This is a genomic window from Rhizobium sp. NFR12, assembly GCF_900108545.1.
GTDB classification, from domain to species: Bacteria; Pseudomonadota; Alphaproteobacteria; order Rhizobiales; family Rhizobiaceae; genus Neorhizobium; species Neorhizobium soli.
This window is the reverse complement of the sequence record NZ_FNWM01000001.1, coordinates 655,586-671,787: the sequence shown is the minus strand read 5'-3', so window position 1 is coordinate 671,787 and position 16,202 is coordinate 655,586. Positions and strand designations below refer to the sequence as shown.

Genomic DNA, 16,202 nt, shown 5'->3' with positions numbered 1-16,202 from the left:
GCTGCCAAACTATTTTTTCGGGAGAACCCTATGACTGTAAAGGTTGCCATCAACGGCTTTGGCCGTATCGGCCGCAACGTCCTGCGCGCGATCGTCGAATCCGGCCGCACCGATATCGAAGTGGTCGCGATCAACGATCTCGGCCCGGTCGAGACCAATGCCCATCTTCTGCGCTACGACTCGATCCACGGCAAGTTCCCGGCGGACGTCAAGGTCGAAGGCGACACCATCATCGTTGCCGGCGGCAAGCCGATCAAGGTGACCGCGGTGCGTGACCCGGCCCAGCTGCCGCACGCCGAAATGGGCGTCGATATCGCACTTGAGTGCACCGGCATCTTCACCGCCCGTGACAAGGCCGCCGCCCACCTGACGGCCGGCGCCAAGCGCGTCATCATCTCGGCTCCCGGCGACAATGCCGACCTCACGGTCGTGTTCGGCGTCAACGACGATCAGCTGACCAAGGACCACCTGGTCATCTCCAACGCATCCTGCACCACGAACTGCCTGGTTCCGGTCGTGAAGGTGCTGAACGACGCCGTCGGCATCGACCACGGCTTCATGACGACGATCCATTCCTACACCGGCGACCAGCCGACCCTCGACACGATGCACAAGGACCTCTACCGCGCCCGTGCAGCGGCTCTGTCGATGATCCCGACCTCGACCGGCGCAGCCAAGGCCGTCGGCCTCGTTCTGCCGGAACTCAAGGGCAAGCTCGACGGCACGTCGATCCGCGTTCCGACCCCGAACGTCTCGGTCGTCGACTTCAACTTCGTCGCAAAGCGCGCCACGACGGTTGCCGAAATCAACGACGCCATCAAGTCTGCCGCCGACGGCAAGCTGAAGGGCATCCTCGGCTACACCGACGAGCCGCTGGTTTCCCGCGACTTCAACCACGACAGCCACTCCTCGATCTTCGCCTTCGACCAGACGAAGGTTCTGGAAGGCACGTTCGTGCGCATCCTGACCTGGTACGACAACGAGTGGGGCTTCTCCAACCGCATGTCGGACACCGCAGTTGCGATGGGCAAGCTGATCTAATCACTGAAACGTGCATGCCGGTCCTTGAGGATCGGTCCTGACGCTCAGGCTTTTGACCCCCTCCCCTTAAAAGGAGGGGGTTTTGCGTTATAGGACATGGTCGGGAGAGAGGTCGCCCGCGCGAAAATCCTCAGGACGCTGTGAACTTCACCGTCACGCCGCGCTGGCGAAAATAGGCCTGCATCAGCTTGCGGCCCTGACGATTGTTCTGCACGATCCGCGCCGGGTCGAACTCAGCTTCCTTCTGGCCAGCCTGGGTCAGCGCTGCCTTGAGGGTTGCGATATGCGTGTCGAGATCGGCATTGTTGGCCTGAAGCGATTCATAAATGCGGTTTGTCGCTTCGGCTACGGTCGGTTCGCTCATGGTATGCTCCAGTCATTGTTTCGCCGGCGCTTAGCACACTTTCTGGCACGACCCAATTGCGATCATGACTGCCGGCGTCAGCAGATACCCCATCCGAGGGATGTTATTTTTCGTGAGGGTGGAAACCACGCAGTATCATTGCACGTATTGGCTTTGGACAGACAAACGCCAGCACCACCTGGAAATACGCCATGTTTCTGCGACGCCAGTTGCTGATCGCCTCCGCTCTTGCCCTGACCAGCAATGCAAGGGCGCAATCCGATCCTTGGGCAGAGCTTCGCACTGGCGCGGCTCTGGTGCTGCTTCGTCACGCGATTGCACCCGGAACCGGCGATCCAGCGAATTTTGCGATCGGGGACTGCAGCACGCAGCGCAATCTCTCCGCGCAGGGCATCGCTCAGGCGGGCCGTATCGGCACGCTCTTCCAGGAGAACGGCGTGGCGCAGGCGCGGCTTTTTTTAAGCCAGTGGTGCCGCTGCCTCGATACCGCTAAAGGTCTTGGTCTTGGACCGGTCGAGCCGCAGCCGCTGCTCAACTCGTTTTTCGGCAGTCCCGAAGATGGCAGGCCGCAGACGCAGGCCCTGCGCGCCTGGATGACGGGCTTGCCGCCCGGCCGGCCGGTTGTGCTGGTCACCCACCAGGTCAACATAACCGGGCTTACCAACATCGTTCCTGCCAGCGGCGAACTCCTGTTCGTCACGGCACGTGCGGCCGATCCACTGACGGTGATCGGCAGGGTCGCCGCTGAGTAATAGCAGCGAAGGGAAATGCTTTTCGCTCCTTAGACCTGCGCTGCGAGCAGCTCTTCGGCGTGTCCGCGACCAAACCAACCTTCACGACGTGCTGACCGACAATGACGCCATCGTGGCCGAGGTCGCTGCCGGACCGGCCTGCGCCAACCATTCACTTCGCACCGGCGTGATTTTTCTTAGCCCCGGCCCTTCTCTTGCCGGATTTGTTCCCGTCTATTTGAATATGCACATCGAATCGCCCGGCCACTGACCGGGATCTGCTCCATGGCTATCTTGTCGCATCGCGGCAGCGGCACAGGATCCGACAATCGCCGGGCCTGCTGATGAATGGATTTCCGTAAACGGCGGCGAGAGGAAGGACGGGGACTTTGGAGGCTTTCTACATCATCCTGCTGGTCGGCACGGTTCTGGTGTTGGCTGCGGCCTTTTCCAGCCTGCTTGCTTTCCGGTTCGGCGCCCCCCTGCTTCTCGTCTTCCTGTCGATCGGCCTGCTGGCCGGTGTCGATGGTCTTGGCATCCGCTTCGAGAACTACTCCTTCACCTTCATGCTGGGGTCGTTGGCGCTCGCCATCATCCTGTTCGACAGTGGTTTCGGCACCTCGCTCCACTCCTTCCGAATAGCCGCGGTTCCGGCGCTCACGCTCGCGTCCGTCGGCGTGCTGTTGACCGCCGGCGTCTTCGGCGTCGCGGCGAAGTATTTCCTGGGCTTCAGCTGGCTCGAAGGCTTTCTGCTCGGGTCGATCGTTGCCTCGACTGACGCAGCCGCGGTGTTCTTCCTGCTGCGCATCGGCGGCATCAACATCCGCGACAAAGTGCGCTCGACGCTCGAAGTGGAATCCGGCACCAACGATCCGATGGCGATCTTCCTGACGATCGCGCTGTCCGAACTTCTGGCCACCGGCCAGGGCTTCGGCGGCCTCGACCTGCATTTCGCCGTCATGTTCCTCGAGGAAATGGGTCTCGGCGTGATCTTCGGCCTGCTCGGCGGCTTGATGATCGTCTGGGTGCTGAACCGCTTCACCTCCGATCGGGGTCTGGCCCCGATCCTGGTCCTGACGCTTGCCCTGCTCGTGTTCGCCTTCACCGGCGCGATGGGCGGCAGCGGCTTTCTTGCGGTCTATGTGGCCGGCATCTACTCGGGCAATCGCAAGATGTTTGCCAAGCATCAGATCACCCGCTTCAACGAGGGGCTGACGTGGCTGGCGCAGATCATCATGTTCCTGGTGCTCGGCCTGCTTGCGACGCCGTCCCAGTTCCCGATCCTGCTCGTGCCGGCGATCGGTCTGGCGCTGTTCCTGATTTTCGTCGCCCGCCCGATTGCCGTGTGGATCAGCCTGATGGCCTATGACTTCACGCAGCAGGAAATCGGTTTTCTCTCCTGGGTCGGCCTGCGCGGTGCGGTTTCCATCCTGCTCGCCATCACGCCGATCCTGTCCGGCGCCGAAAACGGGTCCGTCTTTTTCAACGTCACCTTCATCATCGTGCTCGTCTCGCTTCTTCTCCAGGGTTGGACGATCAAGCCGGTGGCGCGGTATCTCGGGTTGATCATCCCGCCGCGGATCGGCGCCGTCGACAAGCTGGAACTCGACCTTCCCGGCAAGGCGACCCATGAACTGATCTCTTACCGCGTCCTGAAAGACAGCCCGATCCTGTCCGGCGAACGCATTCCCCGCTGGGCCATGCCGTCGCTGGTCATCCGCGACGGCCGCAGCCTCCGTTACCAGTATGCCGGACGCCTGCGGGAGAACGATCAGGTCTATCTGTTCGTGACGCCGAACTACACGAAACTGCTCGATCGGCTGTTTGCGAGCCGCGTGCCTGTCGATGATGACGATGCCGAGTTCTTCGGCGCCTTCGCCATCTCGCCGACACGGCCCGCAACCGAACTGGACCTCGCCTATGGTCCGGGCCTGCTCTCGGCAACCGAGCAGGCAATGACGATCGGCGAACTGATGCATTCCAGGCTGGGCGGCAAGACGGAATATGCCGACCGCATGCGCTTCGGCTCGATCGTGCTGATCGTGCGGGAAACCGACGAGCTGGACCATGTCACCAAAATTGGCGTCTCGCTGGAACCGGTGGAGCCTGCAACCAAGCTGCCGATCTTCATCAATATGCGCGAAATCGCACACCGGATAAGGGACCAGATCCGCAAGTATCGCGGCAAGCCGGTGCCCGGCCGCCCCTCCGCCTGAACCCCGGCCGCCATCCGGCAACCGGCGCAAAGGCTAATTCGTTGAGACGACAGCCTTGCGCCGTCGGACAAGAATAGTATGGTCCCGCCACCCTTTATCAAGCAACGGGATCAGTACCATGCCGGCCTTCAAGACCCTCGACGACCTCACCGATATCGCAGGTAAGCGCATTCTCGTCCGCGTCGACCTCAACGTTCCCGTGAGCGACGGCAAGGTGACGGACGCGACCCGTATCGAGCGCGTTGCTCCGACAATAACGGAACTGTCGAAGAAAGGCGCCAAGGTCATCCTGCTCGCCCACTTCGGCCGCCCCAAGGGCGAACCGGTCGCCGACATGTCGCTGTCCCAGATCGTCATGGCCGTCAATCAGGTGCTCGGTCAGAAGATCCTGTTCGCCTCCGACTGCATCGGCCCGGAAGCCGAGGATGCTGTCGCCTCGATGAAGAACGGCGATGTTCTCCTTCTCGAAAACACCCGCTTCCACACGGGCGAAGAAAAGAACGACAGCGGCTTTACCGAAGAACTGGCCAAGAACGGCGACATCTATGTCAACGACGCCTTCTCGGCCGCCCACCGCGCCCATGCCTCCACGGAAGGCCTTGCCCGCCGCCTGCCCGCCTATGCCGGCCGCACCATGCAGGCTGAGCTCGAAGCGCTGGAAAAGGGCCTCGGCGAGCCTGCGCGCCCGGTCGTTGCCATCGTCGGCGGCGCCAAGGTCTCCAGCAAGATCGATCTGCTGCAGAACCTGGTGAAAAAGGTGGATGCGCTGGTGATCGGCGGCGGAATGGCGAACACGTTCATTGCCGCGCAGGGCATCGATGTCGGCAAGTCGCTCTGCGAGCATGATCTGGCAGACACTGCCCGCGCCATCATGGCGGAAGCCGAAGCTTCCGGCTGCACCATCGTGCTGCCGACTGACGGCGTCGTCGCCCGCGAATTCAAGGCGAATGCCGCGAACGAAACCGTCGCGATCGATGCCATCCCGTCTGACGCGATGATGCTCGACGTCGGCCCGAAATCCGTCGAAGCCGTCAACGAATGGATCGGCAAGGCCTCGACGCTGGTCTGGAACGGCCCACTCGGCGCCTTCGAGATCACCCCGTTCGACACAGCGACCGTCTCCGCTGCAAAATTCGCAGCCGCTGAGACGAAGGCCGGCAGGCTGGTTTCAGTCGCCGGTGGCGGCGATACGGTGGCAGCACTCAACCATGCAGGCGTGACCGACGATTTCTCCTACGTCTCGACCGCAGGCGGCGCCTTTCTGGAATGGATGGAAGGCAAGGAACTGCCCGGCGTTTCGGTGCTGACCAAGGCCTGACCGACCGGCATTCCAGAACGCAACCCCCGATGGGTTCAGAGGCGCGGGAGATAGGCTTCCGCGCCCGATCGGCAAGGCGGATTTAAAGAAATTCAATATTTTAAACGATTGAAACGATTTCAATCGTTTCAATGGCTTAGAGCATCATTTCCCTTTAAAAGAACTTCTGTTATCGGCGGGAGAGAACTTCGGATATGCTCTCCAATATCGGGGCTCTCCGAAGATTGAATGGGCACACGCGCGCAACGCGCCATTGTGAGGGATAGGAGCGATTATGGTAGACGCGAAGATGTTGGACAAAGTCAGGTCGGCGCCCGGTTTTATTGCGGCGCTTGATCAGAGCGGTGGTTCGACACCCAAAGCGCTGCTGCTCTACGGCATTGCCGAAACCGAATACCAGGGCGACGAAGAGATGTTCCGCCTGATGCACGCCATGCGCGCCCGCATCATGAAGGCACCGGCCTTTACAGGCGACAAGGTTGTCGGCGCCATCCTGTTCGAGCGCACAATGGATGGCGATGTCGATGGCGAACCTGTTCCCTCCTACCTCTGGGAAAAGCGCGGCGTCGTCCCTTTCCTGAAGATCGACAAGGGCCTTGCTGCCGAAGAAAACGGCGTGCAGCTGATGAAGCCGATGCCTGATCTCGACGCTCTCCTGATCCGCGGCCGCGAAAAGGGAATTTTCGGCACAAAGATGCGCTCGGTGATTGCCTCTGCCGACAAGGCCGGCATCGCTGACGTCGTGCAGCAGCAGTTCGAAGTCGCGCGCCAGATCATCGCACAGGGCCTCGTTCCGATCATCGAACCGGAGATCCTCATTAACAGCCCGACCAAGGCTGAAGCCGAGACCATCCTGCGCGACGAGATCGCCCAGCAGCTCGACACGCTCGGTCCGGGCGAAGACGTGATGCTGAAGGTAACGATCCCAACGGTCGCCGATTTCTATGCGGATCTCGCCGCTCACAAGTCGGTCGTTCGCCTCGTTGCCCTGTCCGGCGGCTACAGCCGCGTCGATGCCTGCGAAAAGCTGAGCCACAACCGCGACATGATCGCGAGCTTCTCACGCGCGCTCACCGAAAACCTGCGCGTCTCGATGAGCGATGCAGATTTCGACGCGAGCCTGGCTGAAACCATCGACGGGATCTATTCCGCGAGCGTCAACAAGGCCTGATGCTCTAACCCAGATGCTGCGGCATCGGGAACACGAACCTGGAAAAGGCCGCCTCAGCTTTAATAGCTCTGGCGCTTTTCATGGGAGGAAGAGGCCGCACCGGGGGGTGCGGCCTTTCTCGTTTCCAGACCCTGCCCAGACAATCAGGATTGATGTCTTCCATCAAAACCATTGTCTGGTGATGGGAGATCGCAGGCTCTAGAAGTTGGGTTCTTAACTGGGGAGCCTGTCCATGCCTGTTGCCGATTTCGTCACCGTCGATGTCTTTACCGACCAACGCTTCTTCGGCAATCCGCTTGCGGTCATCACAGACGCCCGCGGCCTTTCGGGCGATGAAATGCAGGCGATCGCAACGGAGTTCGGCTATTCCGAAACCACGTTCGTGCTTCCACCGGACAATCCAGCCAACACGGCGCGCGTGCGCATCTTCACGCCGACGACAGAGGTTCCCTTTGCCGGCCATCCGAATGTCGGAACTGCCTTCGTCCTTGGAAACCTGCCCGACCTGTTCGGCAACGCTTTAGGCAACACGCTCCGCTTCGAGGAAATCGCCGGACTGGTCGAGATCGACCTGATCCGGAAGGGCGATGTGGTTGTCGGCGCAACCATCCGGGCACCGCGGCCACTCGAACTGGGCGCCGAGATCGAACCCGAACGTATCGCCGACTGCGCATCCATCGGCGTCGAGCATGTCGTCATGCACAATCACGCACCCGTCTTCGCATCGGTCGGCTTGCCATTCGCAGTTGCTGAGTTGGACGGCCTGCAGGCGCTCGCCGCGGCCAGGCCGGATCTCACGTCATTCCATCGCGCGGCCGAGATCAGCCCGGGCGATCAGATGGAGTTTTCGCTGTTTCTCTATGTCCGTGATGCCAAGGATCCCCGGCATATCCGTGCCCGCATGTTCGCACCGCTCGACAATGTGCCGGAAGACCCGGCAACGGGTAGCGCGTCTGCAGCGCTCGGCGCGTTCCTTGCGATGCTTGACCCTGAAACCGACGCCGATATCCGCATGACCGTCGAACAGGGTGTGGAGATGGGCCGCCGCAGCGTGATCGAGCTCGCCATGGTCAAAAGACAGGGTCGCGTCACCGATGTGCGGATCAGCGGAAGCTGCGTGAAGGTGATGAGCGGCCGGATCGAGCTGTAATCAGCCGACGAACTCGCGCAGCAGCAGTGCCACGGACCAGAGCGCGAAGGCGACCAGCGCCAGCTTCCAGAAATCCATCCGGCGCCTGAGGCCCGGGAGGTTCAATGGCTTGATGATCTGCACGACCATGGCCAGCATCAACAGGACGGAGATTGTTTTTGTCATCTGTCTTTCGTCACTGTTTCAAAGGCTCGCCACAGGCTGGACATTTTTGCTCTCCACCACAGTTAGACCGGGAGGAGAATCGGGGTCTGTTGCGTCATGATCTCTGATCTGCCTTACCTTCGTTAACGTCCTGTGCCGGTCTGCGCAACATCGCTCCGGCACGGCAGGGCGGATCACCGACCACGAAGAGAGCTGACAGTATAGACGATGAGCCGTAATCTCCTTCCCGTTCTCGCCCTCCTCACTGGTACGCTCTTTCTGTTCCTCGGCAATGGCCTGCAGGGTCTTTTGTTGCCGGTGCGCGGCTCGATCGAAGGCTACTCGAACGAGGTTCTCGGCCTGCTCGGCACAACCTGGGCCTCAGGCTTCGTCATCGGTTGCTTCGTGGCACCGAATGTCGTGCGCCGCATCGGGCACGTTCGCGCCTTCTCCGGCTTTCTGGCCCTGATCTGCCTCAACGTGCTTATGACCGGCCTGCTGGTCGATGACGTCGCGTGGCTCATCCTGCGGGCAATCACCGGCTTTTGCACTGCCGGTACGTCGATGATCATCGAAAGCTGGCTCAACGAACGTGCCACACCGGAAAACCGGGGCACGATCTTTTCCTTCTATATCTCCATCACCCTGTTCGGCGTTGTCGGTGGCCAGTTGATGGTGCCGTTTGCCGATGTGACGCTGCCGACGCTGTTCATGGTCTGCGGCATCCTCTACTCGATCGCCGCCCTGCCGACGACGCTGTCCAAGGCTGCGTCACCACAACCGCTGAAACGCGCGCGGCTGGATCTCAAGGGACTGTTTCGAAACTCGCCGATCTCCTGCGTAGGCATTCTCTTGGTCGGCATCGCCAACGGCGCCTATGGCACCCTCGGCGCCGTGTTCGCCACCAAGGTCGGCCTCGACAAGGGATCGGTCGCCGCAATGGTCTCGATCACCATCTTTGCCGGCGCGATCATGCAGTTTCCGGCGGGCCGGTTGTCGGACAGGCTGGACCGCCGTCATGTCCTTGCAGTCCTCTCCGGCGTCAGTGCTCTGGCAGGCCTTGCCGTTGTGCTGGTTGCGCCGACCAACGTCTACACGATCGTTATCCTCGTCGCGACCTATGGCGCCGCCGCAAATGCGCTCTACCCGATCGCCGTTGCCCATGCCAACGACTTCGCCCAGCCCGAGGACTTCGTAAAGGTCTCCGGCGGCCTGTTGCTTCTTTACGGCATCGGGACGATCATCGGCCCGACGCTCGGAGGTCCTGTCATGACCTGGGCCGGCCCGCACGCCCTGTTCGGCGTCACGGCTGTCGCCCATCTGATGATCACCGTCTATGCGATCGTCCGAAGCCGGCAGCGCGCACCCGTCCCTGCCGGCGAACGCGATGCCTACACGACGGTGACAGGAACCAACGGACCACTCGCGACACCCGAGGGCCTCTCGCTCGATCCGCGCGCAAGACCCAAGGATGCAGCCGCGTCTGAACAGAAGACGACGCCATAACGGCCAAGGAGCCTTGAAATGTCATTTCTCGACGACGACCGCCCGAAGAAACCCGCAGCTCACGAGATCGGCGCCGATCTCTCGCTGCTCTCTGCGGACGAACTGCAGACGCGCATCACCATCCTGCAGGAAGAGATCGCGAGACTGGAAGCAGAGAAGGCGAGGAAGGCTGAGGGTCGCAAGGCCGCTGACAGCTTTTTCCGGACCTGATGTGCCGGACTAAGAATAAACCGCAAAACCACGACCAATCTTAAGCAAACATTAATCATTAACAGAGAATATAGCGATGTTCGGTTCTGCCGGACTCAGACAGTTTCACCGCTCGGCGAATGGTCTGATTTCTCCCTGTTTTACCTTGAGAGCCGCTTTTGCGGCTCTTTTTTTTGGCTGTCAGTCCGTACAAGCTCACGCAGCAATCAAAAACCCGTGCCAAAGGCCATTTTCAGGGGACTTGCGCTTTCGCAAGATCTGTTTCATTTCAAGAAGATCGAGGGCGTTTACCGGTTCCTGTGGGTATTAACCTTTCATTAAGAAACGCCTTGCGGATTTCCAGTATAAGGATCATGTTCACTTCATTCAGCGGGCCAGATGGAACTTTTTGAGCCACTTCGCCATTGCCTGAGTAAGAAAGCATTAGCAGGAATGAATTCGATGTCCGAGCAGGGATTGAACACAGTGAGTTTTGCGGGCCGCGCCGCAAGCTCTGCCCAGTTCAAGTCACTATACTCCGAGGGCATGGCTCTTGTTGAAGAGACAGCAAGCTATCTGGACGGTCAGGGTCGTGCTGCATCCAAGGTTCTGCCGCGCATGGCCTCAGTTTTGTATGCAGCTGAATCCATGCGTCTGACAACTCGCCTGATGCAGATGGCATCGTGGCTTCTGCTTCAGCGTGCCGTCAACAACGGCGAGATGAGCCGCGATCAGGTTCTTTCGGAAAAGAGCAAGGTGCGTCTCGACGGCTTCAATGTCGATCGCAATGCTCCGGGCTGGCTCGATCTGCCGGAAAGCTTCCGTGATCTTGTCGAACGCTCGCTTCGTTTGCAGAACCGCGTCGCTCTTCTGGACCGCGAAATCTATCGCGCCCCGGAAGCCGTTGTCATCTCCGACAACGAAAACAGTGTCCGCGCCCAGCAGAACCTGCTTCACACCGCATTTGGTGGCTGAGATCTGAACGGCGACAGTCCAAAGGCAGGCATTGGCCTGCCTTTTTGCGTTTGGGACTATAGAGATAGCGACGCCAGATAGGCGTTGACACTGTCACGACAGTCAAGCCGGTGTTTCGGGCCCTCGAAGGCGCTGAACATCCGGTCATGCGAATCGAATGAATTCCAGTTGTTGTGTCGGAAGCGATAGCCCGCCACCCAATGGAGTAGCTCTTCGAAGGACGCAACGCTTCCCCCACCCTGAAGACCGCGATGGCGAATGTTTTCGAGGCAGACGTCGTCGGCGATGTCGAGGAAGATCAGCGTCGTTGCCCGGGTGATGGCGAGACTGGCAAGCCGGCCATAGACGCCCTCGATCAGCCAGACATCCTGTGCTGCAATCCGGCAAACGTCGTCGTCAACGACCTGCCTGTCACGGGCGATGCCGTAACGTCCCGGCTCCCAGTGGACGTCGTCCAGATGAATCGGGTGATGGCCGAGCGCCTCCCCCATCCTTGTCGCAAGCCACGTCTTACCCGATCCGCCATTGCCGAAGATGAGCACGCGGCAGAGCGGAAGCGGCAGCTTGGACAGACAGTTTGCCTTCTCCTCCATGCCTTCTAGAAAAACAAAAAAGCCCGGCTTTCGCCAGGCTTCTTTTGTCAAAATGCAAAAAGCGATTAGAGGCCGAGACCGCCGAAACGCTTGTTGAACTTGGAAACGCGGCCACCGCGGTCCAGCATCTGCTGGTTGCCGCCGGTCCAGGCCGGGTGCGACGTCGGGTCGATTTCGAGGTTCATCGTGGCGCCTTCGGTGCCCCAGGTCGAGAACGTCTCGTATTCGGTACCGTCGGTCATGACGACCTTGATCTTGTGGTAGTCGGGATGGATGCCAGCCTTCATGTCGATATTCCTGCTCTGCGAGGTCCATTCGTCGCATTGCGCGAGCAAGAACCGTCTTTAATGAATGAAGCCGCAAACCGGCGCGGTCACGGCTTCCCAATTGGATGCGGAGCCTATACAGGAAGGGCGCCGCAAGTACAAGTCCCCGAAAGGCTGAGATTCCGCTGCCCGGGGGCCATGGAGACGACATGGCCGAAAGCCGAGAAAATCAGAAGAAAAACCGCAGTCTCAAGCCGCTTTCCCGACTGCTCCCCTATCTTTCCCGCTATCGAGCCATGGTCGCCGGCGCGACTTTTTTTCTCGTCCTTGCCGCCTGCACCACACTAGCGCTGCCGCTGGCTGTCCGCCGCATGGTGGATCATGGATTCGCATCCTCCGACGGACATTTCATCAACAACTATTTTGTCATGCTGTTCGTTCTGGCGGTCCTTCTCGCGATCGCAAGCGGCATGCGCTACTATTATGTGATCACCATCGGCGAGCGCGTGGTGGCGGATCTTCGCCGTGAGGTCTTTTCGCATGTGACGCGTTTGTCTGCTTCCTTCTTCGACGTCAACCAGTCCGGCGAGATCGTCTCGCGGCTGACCGCCGATACGACCCAGATCAAGTCCGCCTTCGGTTCTGCCGCGTCCCAGGCCCTGCGCAACACCATCCTCTGTCTCGGAGCGATGGGCATGATGGTCTATACGAGCCCCAAACTCTCGGCTCTGGCACTCGGCGCCATCCCGCTGATCGTCTTTCCGCTCGTCGGCTTCGGCCGCTCGGTGCGCCGCCGGTCGCGCGCCGCACAGGACATGCTGGCCGCGACCTCGGCATATGCAGCCGAAACGATCGGCGCCACACGCACCGTTCAGGCCTTCACCGGCGAGGCTGTCGCCACCTCGCGCTACAGCGACACAGTCGAGAATGCCTTTGAGGCCGCCCGCAAGTCGATCCGCGCCCGCGCGCTTCTGACCGGCTTCGGCATCGTGCTGATCTTCGGCTCGATCGTCGGCGTCCTCTGGTACGGCGCCCAGAGCGTGCTTGCCGGCACGATGACACCGGGCACGCTCGGCCAGTTCGTGCTCTATTCGGTGATTGCGGCAAGCTCGCTCGGCACACTGTCGGAAGTCTGGGGCGAACTGTCGTCTGCAGGCGGCGCCGCCGAACGGCTGTCCGAGCTGCTGGATGAAGTGTCCGCCGTGCGTGACCCGGAACACCCGAAAGCGCTCCCCTCACCCCCGCTCGGCGATGTCGCGTTCGACAGCGTCTCGTTCGCCTATCCGGCACGCGTCAGCGCCATCACGCTCAATGCGCTTTCCCTGCATGTGGCACCGGGAGAAACTGTCGCCATCGTCGGTCCCTCCGGTGCCGGCAAGAGCACGATCTTTTCGCTGCTGCTGCGCTTCTACGATCCCACAGCCGGATCGATCCGCCTCGACGGCGTCGACCTCCGCCATGCGACCCTTGAAGACATCCGCTCACGGCTTGCGATCGTACCGCAGGACGTGACGATCTTTGCAGCCTCCATCCACGACAACATCGCCTTCGGGGTACCGAACGCGACCCGCGAGGCCGTGCGTGCCGCAGCAATCGCTGCCCAAGCAGACGAATTCATCGCGAAGCTCGACAACGGCTATGACACGCTCGCCGGCGAACGCGGCATCACTCTGTCCGGAGGCCAGCGCCAGCGGATTGCTATCGCCCGCGCCATCCTGAAGGATGCTCCGGTCCTGCTGCTCGACGAAGCCACCTCGGCGCTCGATGCGGAAAGCGAAACACTGGTGCAAAAGGCGCTCGACGGATTGATGCGCAACCGCACCACGCTCGTCATCGCCCATCGCCTTGCGACCGTATTGAAGGCCGACCGGATCCTCGTTCTGGAAAATGGTCGCGTCGTCGAGGAAGGCACGCACCAGAGCCTGGTGGCGGCTGGCGGTCTCTATGCCAAGCTCGCGCGGCTGCAATTCCATGATCTCGAGCAAACTTCCGTCAGCGCGATCTGATGGACGCGACCCCCATCATCTCCGCAGATCTGGATAGTCTGCTCGATGACGTTCAGCAGCGCACCTTCCGGTATTTCTGGGATGGTGCTCATGCGCAGAGCGGCCTCCCCTACGACAAATGCCTTCTCGACGGCACGCCCGGCATCGATGCGATCTCGATCAGCGGCACGGGCTTTGGTCTGATGGCAATCCTGGTTGCCTGCGAACGCGGTTGGATCACCAGCGACGAGGCGCTGGTTCGCATCACCACGATTGTCGAGAGCCTCGAACTGGCACCGCGCTACCACGGCGCGTTCTCTCACTTCATCAATCCCGCTACCAGCGCAATGATCCCGTTTTCGGCGCTGGATGATGGGGGCGACATCGTCGAAACGACGCTTCTCCTTCAGGGCCTGATCTGCGCCCGGGAATATTTCGCGGCAGAGACCATTTCCGAAAAATCGCTGCGCACCGCGATCACCCGGCTGTTCGACGAGGTCGAGTGGACCTGGTACACCCGCGGCAAGACCGACGGCCCGATCTACTGGCACTGGAGCCCAATCAACGAATGGGCGATGAACCTGCCGATCACCGGCTGGAACGAGGCGCTTTCAACCTATGTCTTTGCCGCCGGCTCGGACACGTTTCCGATCGATCCGCAGAACTATCACTGCGGCTGGGCACGCAACGGCGCCATGAAGAACGGCGAGGAATATTTCGGCATACAGCTGCCGCTGGGCGAACCCATGGGCGGGCCGCTGTTCCTGTCGCAATATTCCTTCTGTGCGCTCAATCCACGCGGCCTGTCCGATCGCTACGCCGATTACTGGCGCCAGGCGGTCGCGCATTCACGGATCAACCGCGCCTATTGCCTGACCGTGCCGGAATATGCCGCAGCCGGCGTCTGGGGTCTGACGGCATCGGAAGCCCAGGCCGGCTACGCCGCCAATTCGCCGCTGGTCGATTTCGGCGCGATTGCACCGTCTGCAGCACTGTCGAGCTTTCCCTTCGTGCCCGGCCATGCGGAAGAAGCCTTGCGCGCCCTCCTTGCCTATGAGAACGGACGGCTGGTCAATCGCTTCGGCTTCGCCGACGCGTTTGCGCCAAAGACCGGCTGGGTCGCATCGACCTACATCGCTATCGACCAGGGTCCGATCGTCGCGATGATCGAGAACCACCGCTCGGGTCTGCTGTGGAAACTGTTCATGGCCGCTCCGGAAGTGCGCCGCGGCCTCGACCGGCTGGGATTCCGCTATCCGGCCACTCCGCCTAAGCACAAAAACGTCGGCACCTGATCACTTCGCGCGTTTGAACGTCCATTTGACGACATGATCACCGTTGCGCTTGATCTTGGTCTTCATCTTCAGCTGCACCGATTGCTCGCCGAACGCAGCCTGCGCCTCCTCGAACGCCCGCCGCGCCTGCGCCATCGCCTCGTGATAGGCGGTATTGTCGCGGCGAGGCGTATCTGCCACCGCCTTGGCGATCGCGTCGATGTCGGGTTTGCTGTAGGTCATGTCAGCGTTCGGTAAGCTTCAGTTCGATGCGGCGGTTCTGGTTTCTAGCATCCGGCGTATCGCCAGCCGCGATCGGCTGGAACTCGCCAAAGCCCGCGGCCACCAGGCGGTTGGCCGGCACGCCCTTCGAGATCAGATACTTGACCACGGACGTCGCGCGCGCAGACGAAAGCTCCCAGTTGTCGCGGTAGCGCCCGGTGCCGGAAAGCGGCGCGTTGTCCGTATGTCCGTCGACCCGCAGCACCCAGTTGATCTCGGCCGGAATTTCCTTGGCGAGATCGAGCAGTGCGGCGGCAAGCTTGTCCATCTCCACGAGACCGGCAGCATCGAGTTCGTTGCCGCCGATCGGGAAGAGAACTTCCGACTGGAACACGAACCGATCGCCGACGATGCGGATGTTTTCGCGATCGGAGAGAATCTCACGCAGACGCCCGAAGAAGTCGGAGCGGTAGCGATTGAGCTCCTGTACGCGGGCCGCAAGCGCCACGTTGAGGCGACGACCAAGATCCGAAATCTGCGCCTGCGAGTTGGCGTCCTTCGTTTCCGACGCCTGCAGTGCCTGTTCGACGGCGGCGATCTGGGCCCGCAGCGCCGCGATCTGCTGGTTGAGAAGCTCGATCTGGCTCATCGCCCGGGCGCTGACCTGCCGCTCGTTGGAGAGTTCACCCGTCAGAGTGGTCACGCGGGAATTGGCCGCGTCGCTTGCACCACTGCCCTGGTTGAGAAGCTGCTGCAGCCGCGACCGGTCGCTTTCAGCAACCGCCAGCGACGATTGCAGGTTGGCGAGCTGGTCTTCGATATCCTGATTGTTGCCCTTTTCCAGCGCCAGAAGCTCTGTCAGTTCCGCGATCTGGCTGTTCAGCCGGTTCAGAACCTCGTCGCGACCGGAAATCTCGCGTGTGAGCAGGAACTGCGCCAGCACGAACACCGTCAGCAGGAACATGATCGCCATCAAAAGCGTGGTCAGCGCGTCGACGAAGCCCGGCCAGTAGTCCACGCCGTGCTGGCGGCGACGGTTCTTGCCCAGCGCCATGGT

17 protein-coding genes are annotated in these 16,202 nt (G+C 61.0%); 11 read left to right on the top strand and 6 right to left on the bottom strand.

What is annotated here, in order from left to right:
• Positions 1-30 precede the first annotated feature (30 nt).
• A complete protein-coding gene (gene gap / locus BLW69_RS03140) occupies positions 31-1,041 on the top strand; it encodes a type I glyceraldehyde-3-phosphate dehydrogenase (RefSeq protein WP_062460824.1) in 1,011 nt (336 codons plus the stop codon).
• A gap of 130 nt (positions 1,042-1,171) precedes the next feature.
• Here the strand turns inward: gap and BLW69_RS03135 are convergent, their stop codons facing one another.
• Positions 1,172-1,405, bottom strand: coding sequence for a hypothetical protein (locus tag BLW69_RS03135; protein ID WP_092659879.1), 234 nt, complete (start codon positions 1,403-1,405; stop codon positions 1,172-1,174).
• 191 nt (positions 1,406-1,596) lie between these two features.
• On the opposite strand from BLW69_RS03135, the gene BLW69_RS03130 reads away from it, so the two are divergent.
• From BLW69_RS03130 to BLW69_RS03110, 5 genes are all read left to right on the top strand, one after another.
• Positions 1,597-2,157 (top strand): histidine phosphatase family protein, encoded by a 561-nt coding sequence (locus BLW69_RS03130; RefSeq protein WP_092659877.1) that lies wholly within the window; start codon positions 1,597-1,599, stop codon positions 2,155-2,157.
• Positions 2,158-2,525: 368 nt separating this feature from the next.
• On the top strand, positions 2,526-4,352 hold the full coding sequence (locus tag BLW69_RS03125) for a potassium/proton antiporter (RefSeq protein ID WP_062460829.1): 1,827 nt from the start codon (positions 2,526-2,528) through the stop codon (positions 4,350-4,352).
• A 118-nt stretch (positions 4,353-4,470) separates the two neighbouring features.
• The gene (locus BLW69_RS03120; RefSeq protein WP_092659875.1) at positions 4,471-5,670 is read left to right on the top strand and encodes a phosphoglycerate kinase; all 1,200 of its coding nucleotides are present in this window, start codon (positions 4,471-4,473) and stop codon (positions 5,668-5,670) included.
• A gap of 274 nt (positions 5,671-5,944) precedes the next feature.
• Positions 5,945-6,841: a fructose bisphosphate aldolase gene (locus BLW69_RS03115; protein ID WP_092659873.1), complete on the top strand. Its 897-nt coding sequence runs from the start codon at positions 5,945-5,947 to the stop codon at positions 6,839-6,841.
• Between the two features lie 232 nt (positions 6,842-7,073).
• Positions 7,074-7,991 (top strand): PhzF family phenazine biosynthesis protein, encoded by a 918-nt coding sequence (locus tag BLW69_RS03110; RefSeq protein ID WP_092659871.1) that lies wholly within the window; start codon positions 7,074-7,076, stop codon positions 7,989-7,991.
• Here the strand turns inward: BLW69_RS03110 and BLW69_RS22665 are convergent, their stop codons facing one another.
• Positions 7,992-8,156: a hypothetical protein gene (locus BLW69_RS22665; protein ID WP_092659869.1), complete on the bottom strand. Its 165-nt coding sequence runs from the start codon at positions 8,154-8,156 to the stop codon at positions 7,992-7,994.
• Between the two features lie 207 nt (positions 8,157-8,363).
• Here BLW69_RS22665 and BLW69_RS03100 point away from each other — a divergent pair, with 207 nt between their 5' ends.
• The 3 genes from BLW69_RS03100 (at position 8,364) to BLW69_RS03090 (ending at position 10,805) form a co-directional block, all read left to right on the top strand.
• A complete protein-coding gene (locus BLW69_RS03100) occupies positions 8,364-9,641 on the top strand; it encodes an MFS transporter (protein ID WP_092659867.1) in 1,278 nt (425 codons plus the stop codon).
• An 18-nt stretch (positions 9,642-9,659) separates the two neighbouring features.
• Positions 9,660-9,851, top strand: coding sequence for a DUF1192 domain-containing protein (locus tag BLW69_RS03095; protein ID WP_062460843.1), 192 nt, complete (start codon positions 9,660-9,662; stop codon positions 9,849-9,851).
• 441 nt (positions 9,852-10,292) lie between these two features.
• Positions 10,293-10,805, top strand: coding sequence for a protease adaptor protein RcdA (locus BLW69_RS03090; protein WP_062461855.1), 513 nt, complete (start codon positions 10,293-10,295; stop codon positions 10,803-10,805).
• Between the two features lie 56 nt (positions 10,806-10,861).
• Here BLW69_RS03090 and BLW69_RS03085 read toward each other — a convergent pair whose 3' ends face one another.
• Positions 10,862-11,398, bottom strand: a complete 537-nt coding sequence (locus tag BLW69_RS03085; RefSeq protein ID WP_092659865.1) for a P-loop NTPase family protein — start codon at positions 11,396-11,398, stop codon at positions 10,862-10,864.
• A gap of 65 nt (positions 11,399-11,463) precedes the next feature.
• Positions 11,464-11,685 carry a 50S ribosomal protein L31 gene (rpmE, locus tag BLW69_RS03080; RefSeq protein WP_062460846.1) on the bottom strand — a complete coding sequence of 74 codons (222 nt, stop codon included), beginning with the start codon at positions 11,683-11,685 and terminating at the stop codon, positions 11,464-11,466.
• A 188-nt stretch (positions 11,686-11,873) separates the two neighbouring features.
• Here rpmE and BLW69_RS03075 point away from each other — a divergent pair, with 188 nt between their 5' ends.
• Positions 11,874-13,670 (top strand): ABC transporter transmembrane domain-containing protein, encoded by a 1,797-nt coding sequence (locus BLW69_RS03075; protein WP_092659863.1) that lies wholly within the window; start codon positions 11,874-11,876, stop codon positions 13,668-13,670.
• The gene (locus BLW69_RS03070) at positions 13,670-14,944 is read left to right on the top strand and encodes a glucoamylase family protein (protein ID WP_092659861.1); all 1,275 of its coding nucleotides are present in this window, start codon (positions 13,670-13,672) and stop codon (positions 14,942-14,944) included. The genes BLW69_RS03075 and BLW69_RS03070 overlap by 1 nt, the downstream gene beginning before the upstream one ends.
• Here BLW69_RS03070 and BLW69_RS03065 read toward each other — a convergent pair whose 3' ends face one another.
• Together BLW69_RS03065 and BLW69_RS03060 are read right to left on the bottom strand one after the other, a co-directional pair.
• Entirely contained in the window at positions 14,945-15,166 is a 222-nt protein-coding gene (locus BLW69_RS03065) for a hypothetical protein (RefSeq protein ID WP_062460856.1), read from the bottom strand. It lies immediately after the preceding gene.
• A 1-nt stretch (position 15,167) separates the two neighbouring features.
• On the bottom strand, positions 15,168-16,199 hold the full coding sequence (locus BLW69_RS03060; protein ID WP_062582385.1) for a peptidoglycan -binding protein: 1,032 nt from the start codon (positions 16,197-16,199) through the stop codon (positions 15,168-15,170).
• Positions 16,200-16,202 lie beyond the last annotated feature (3 nt).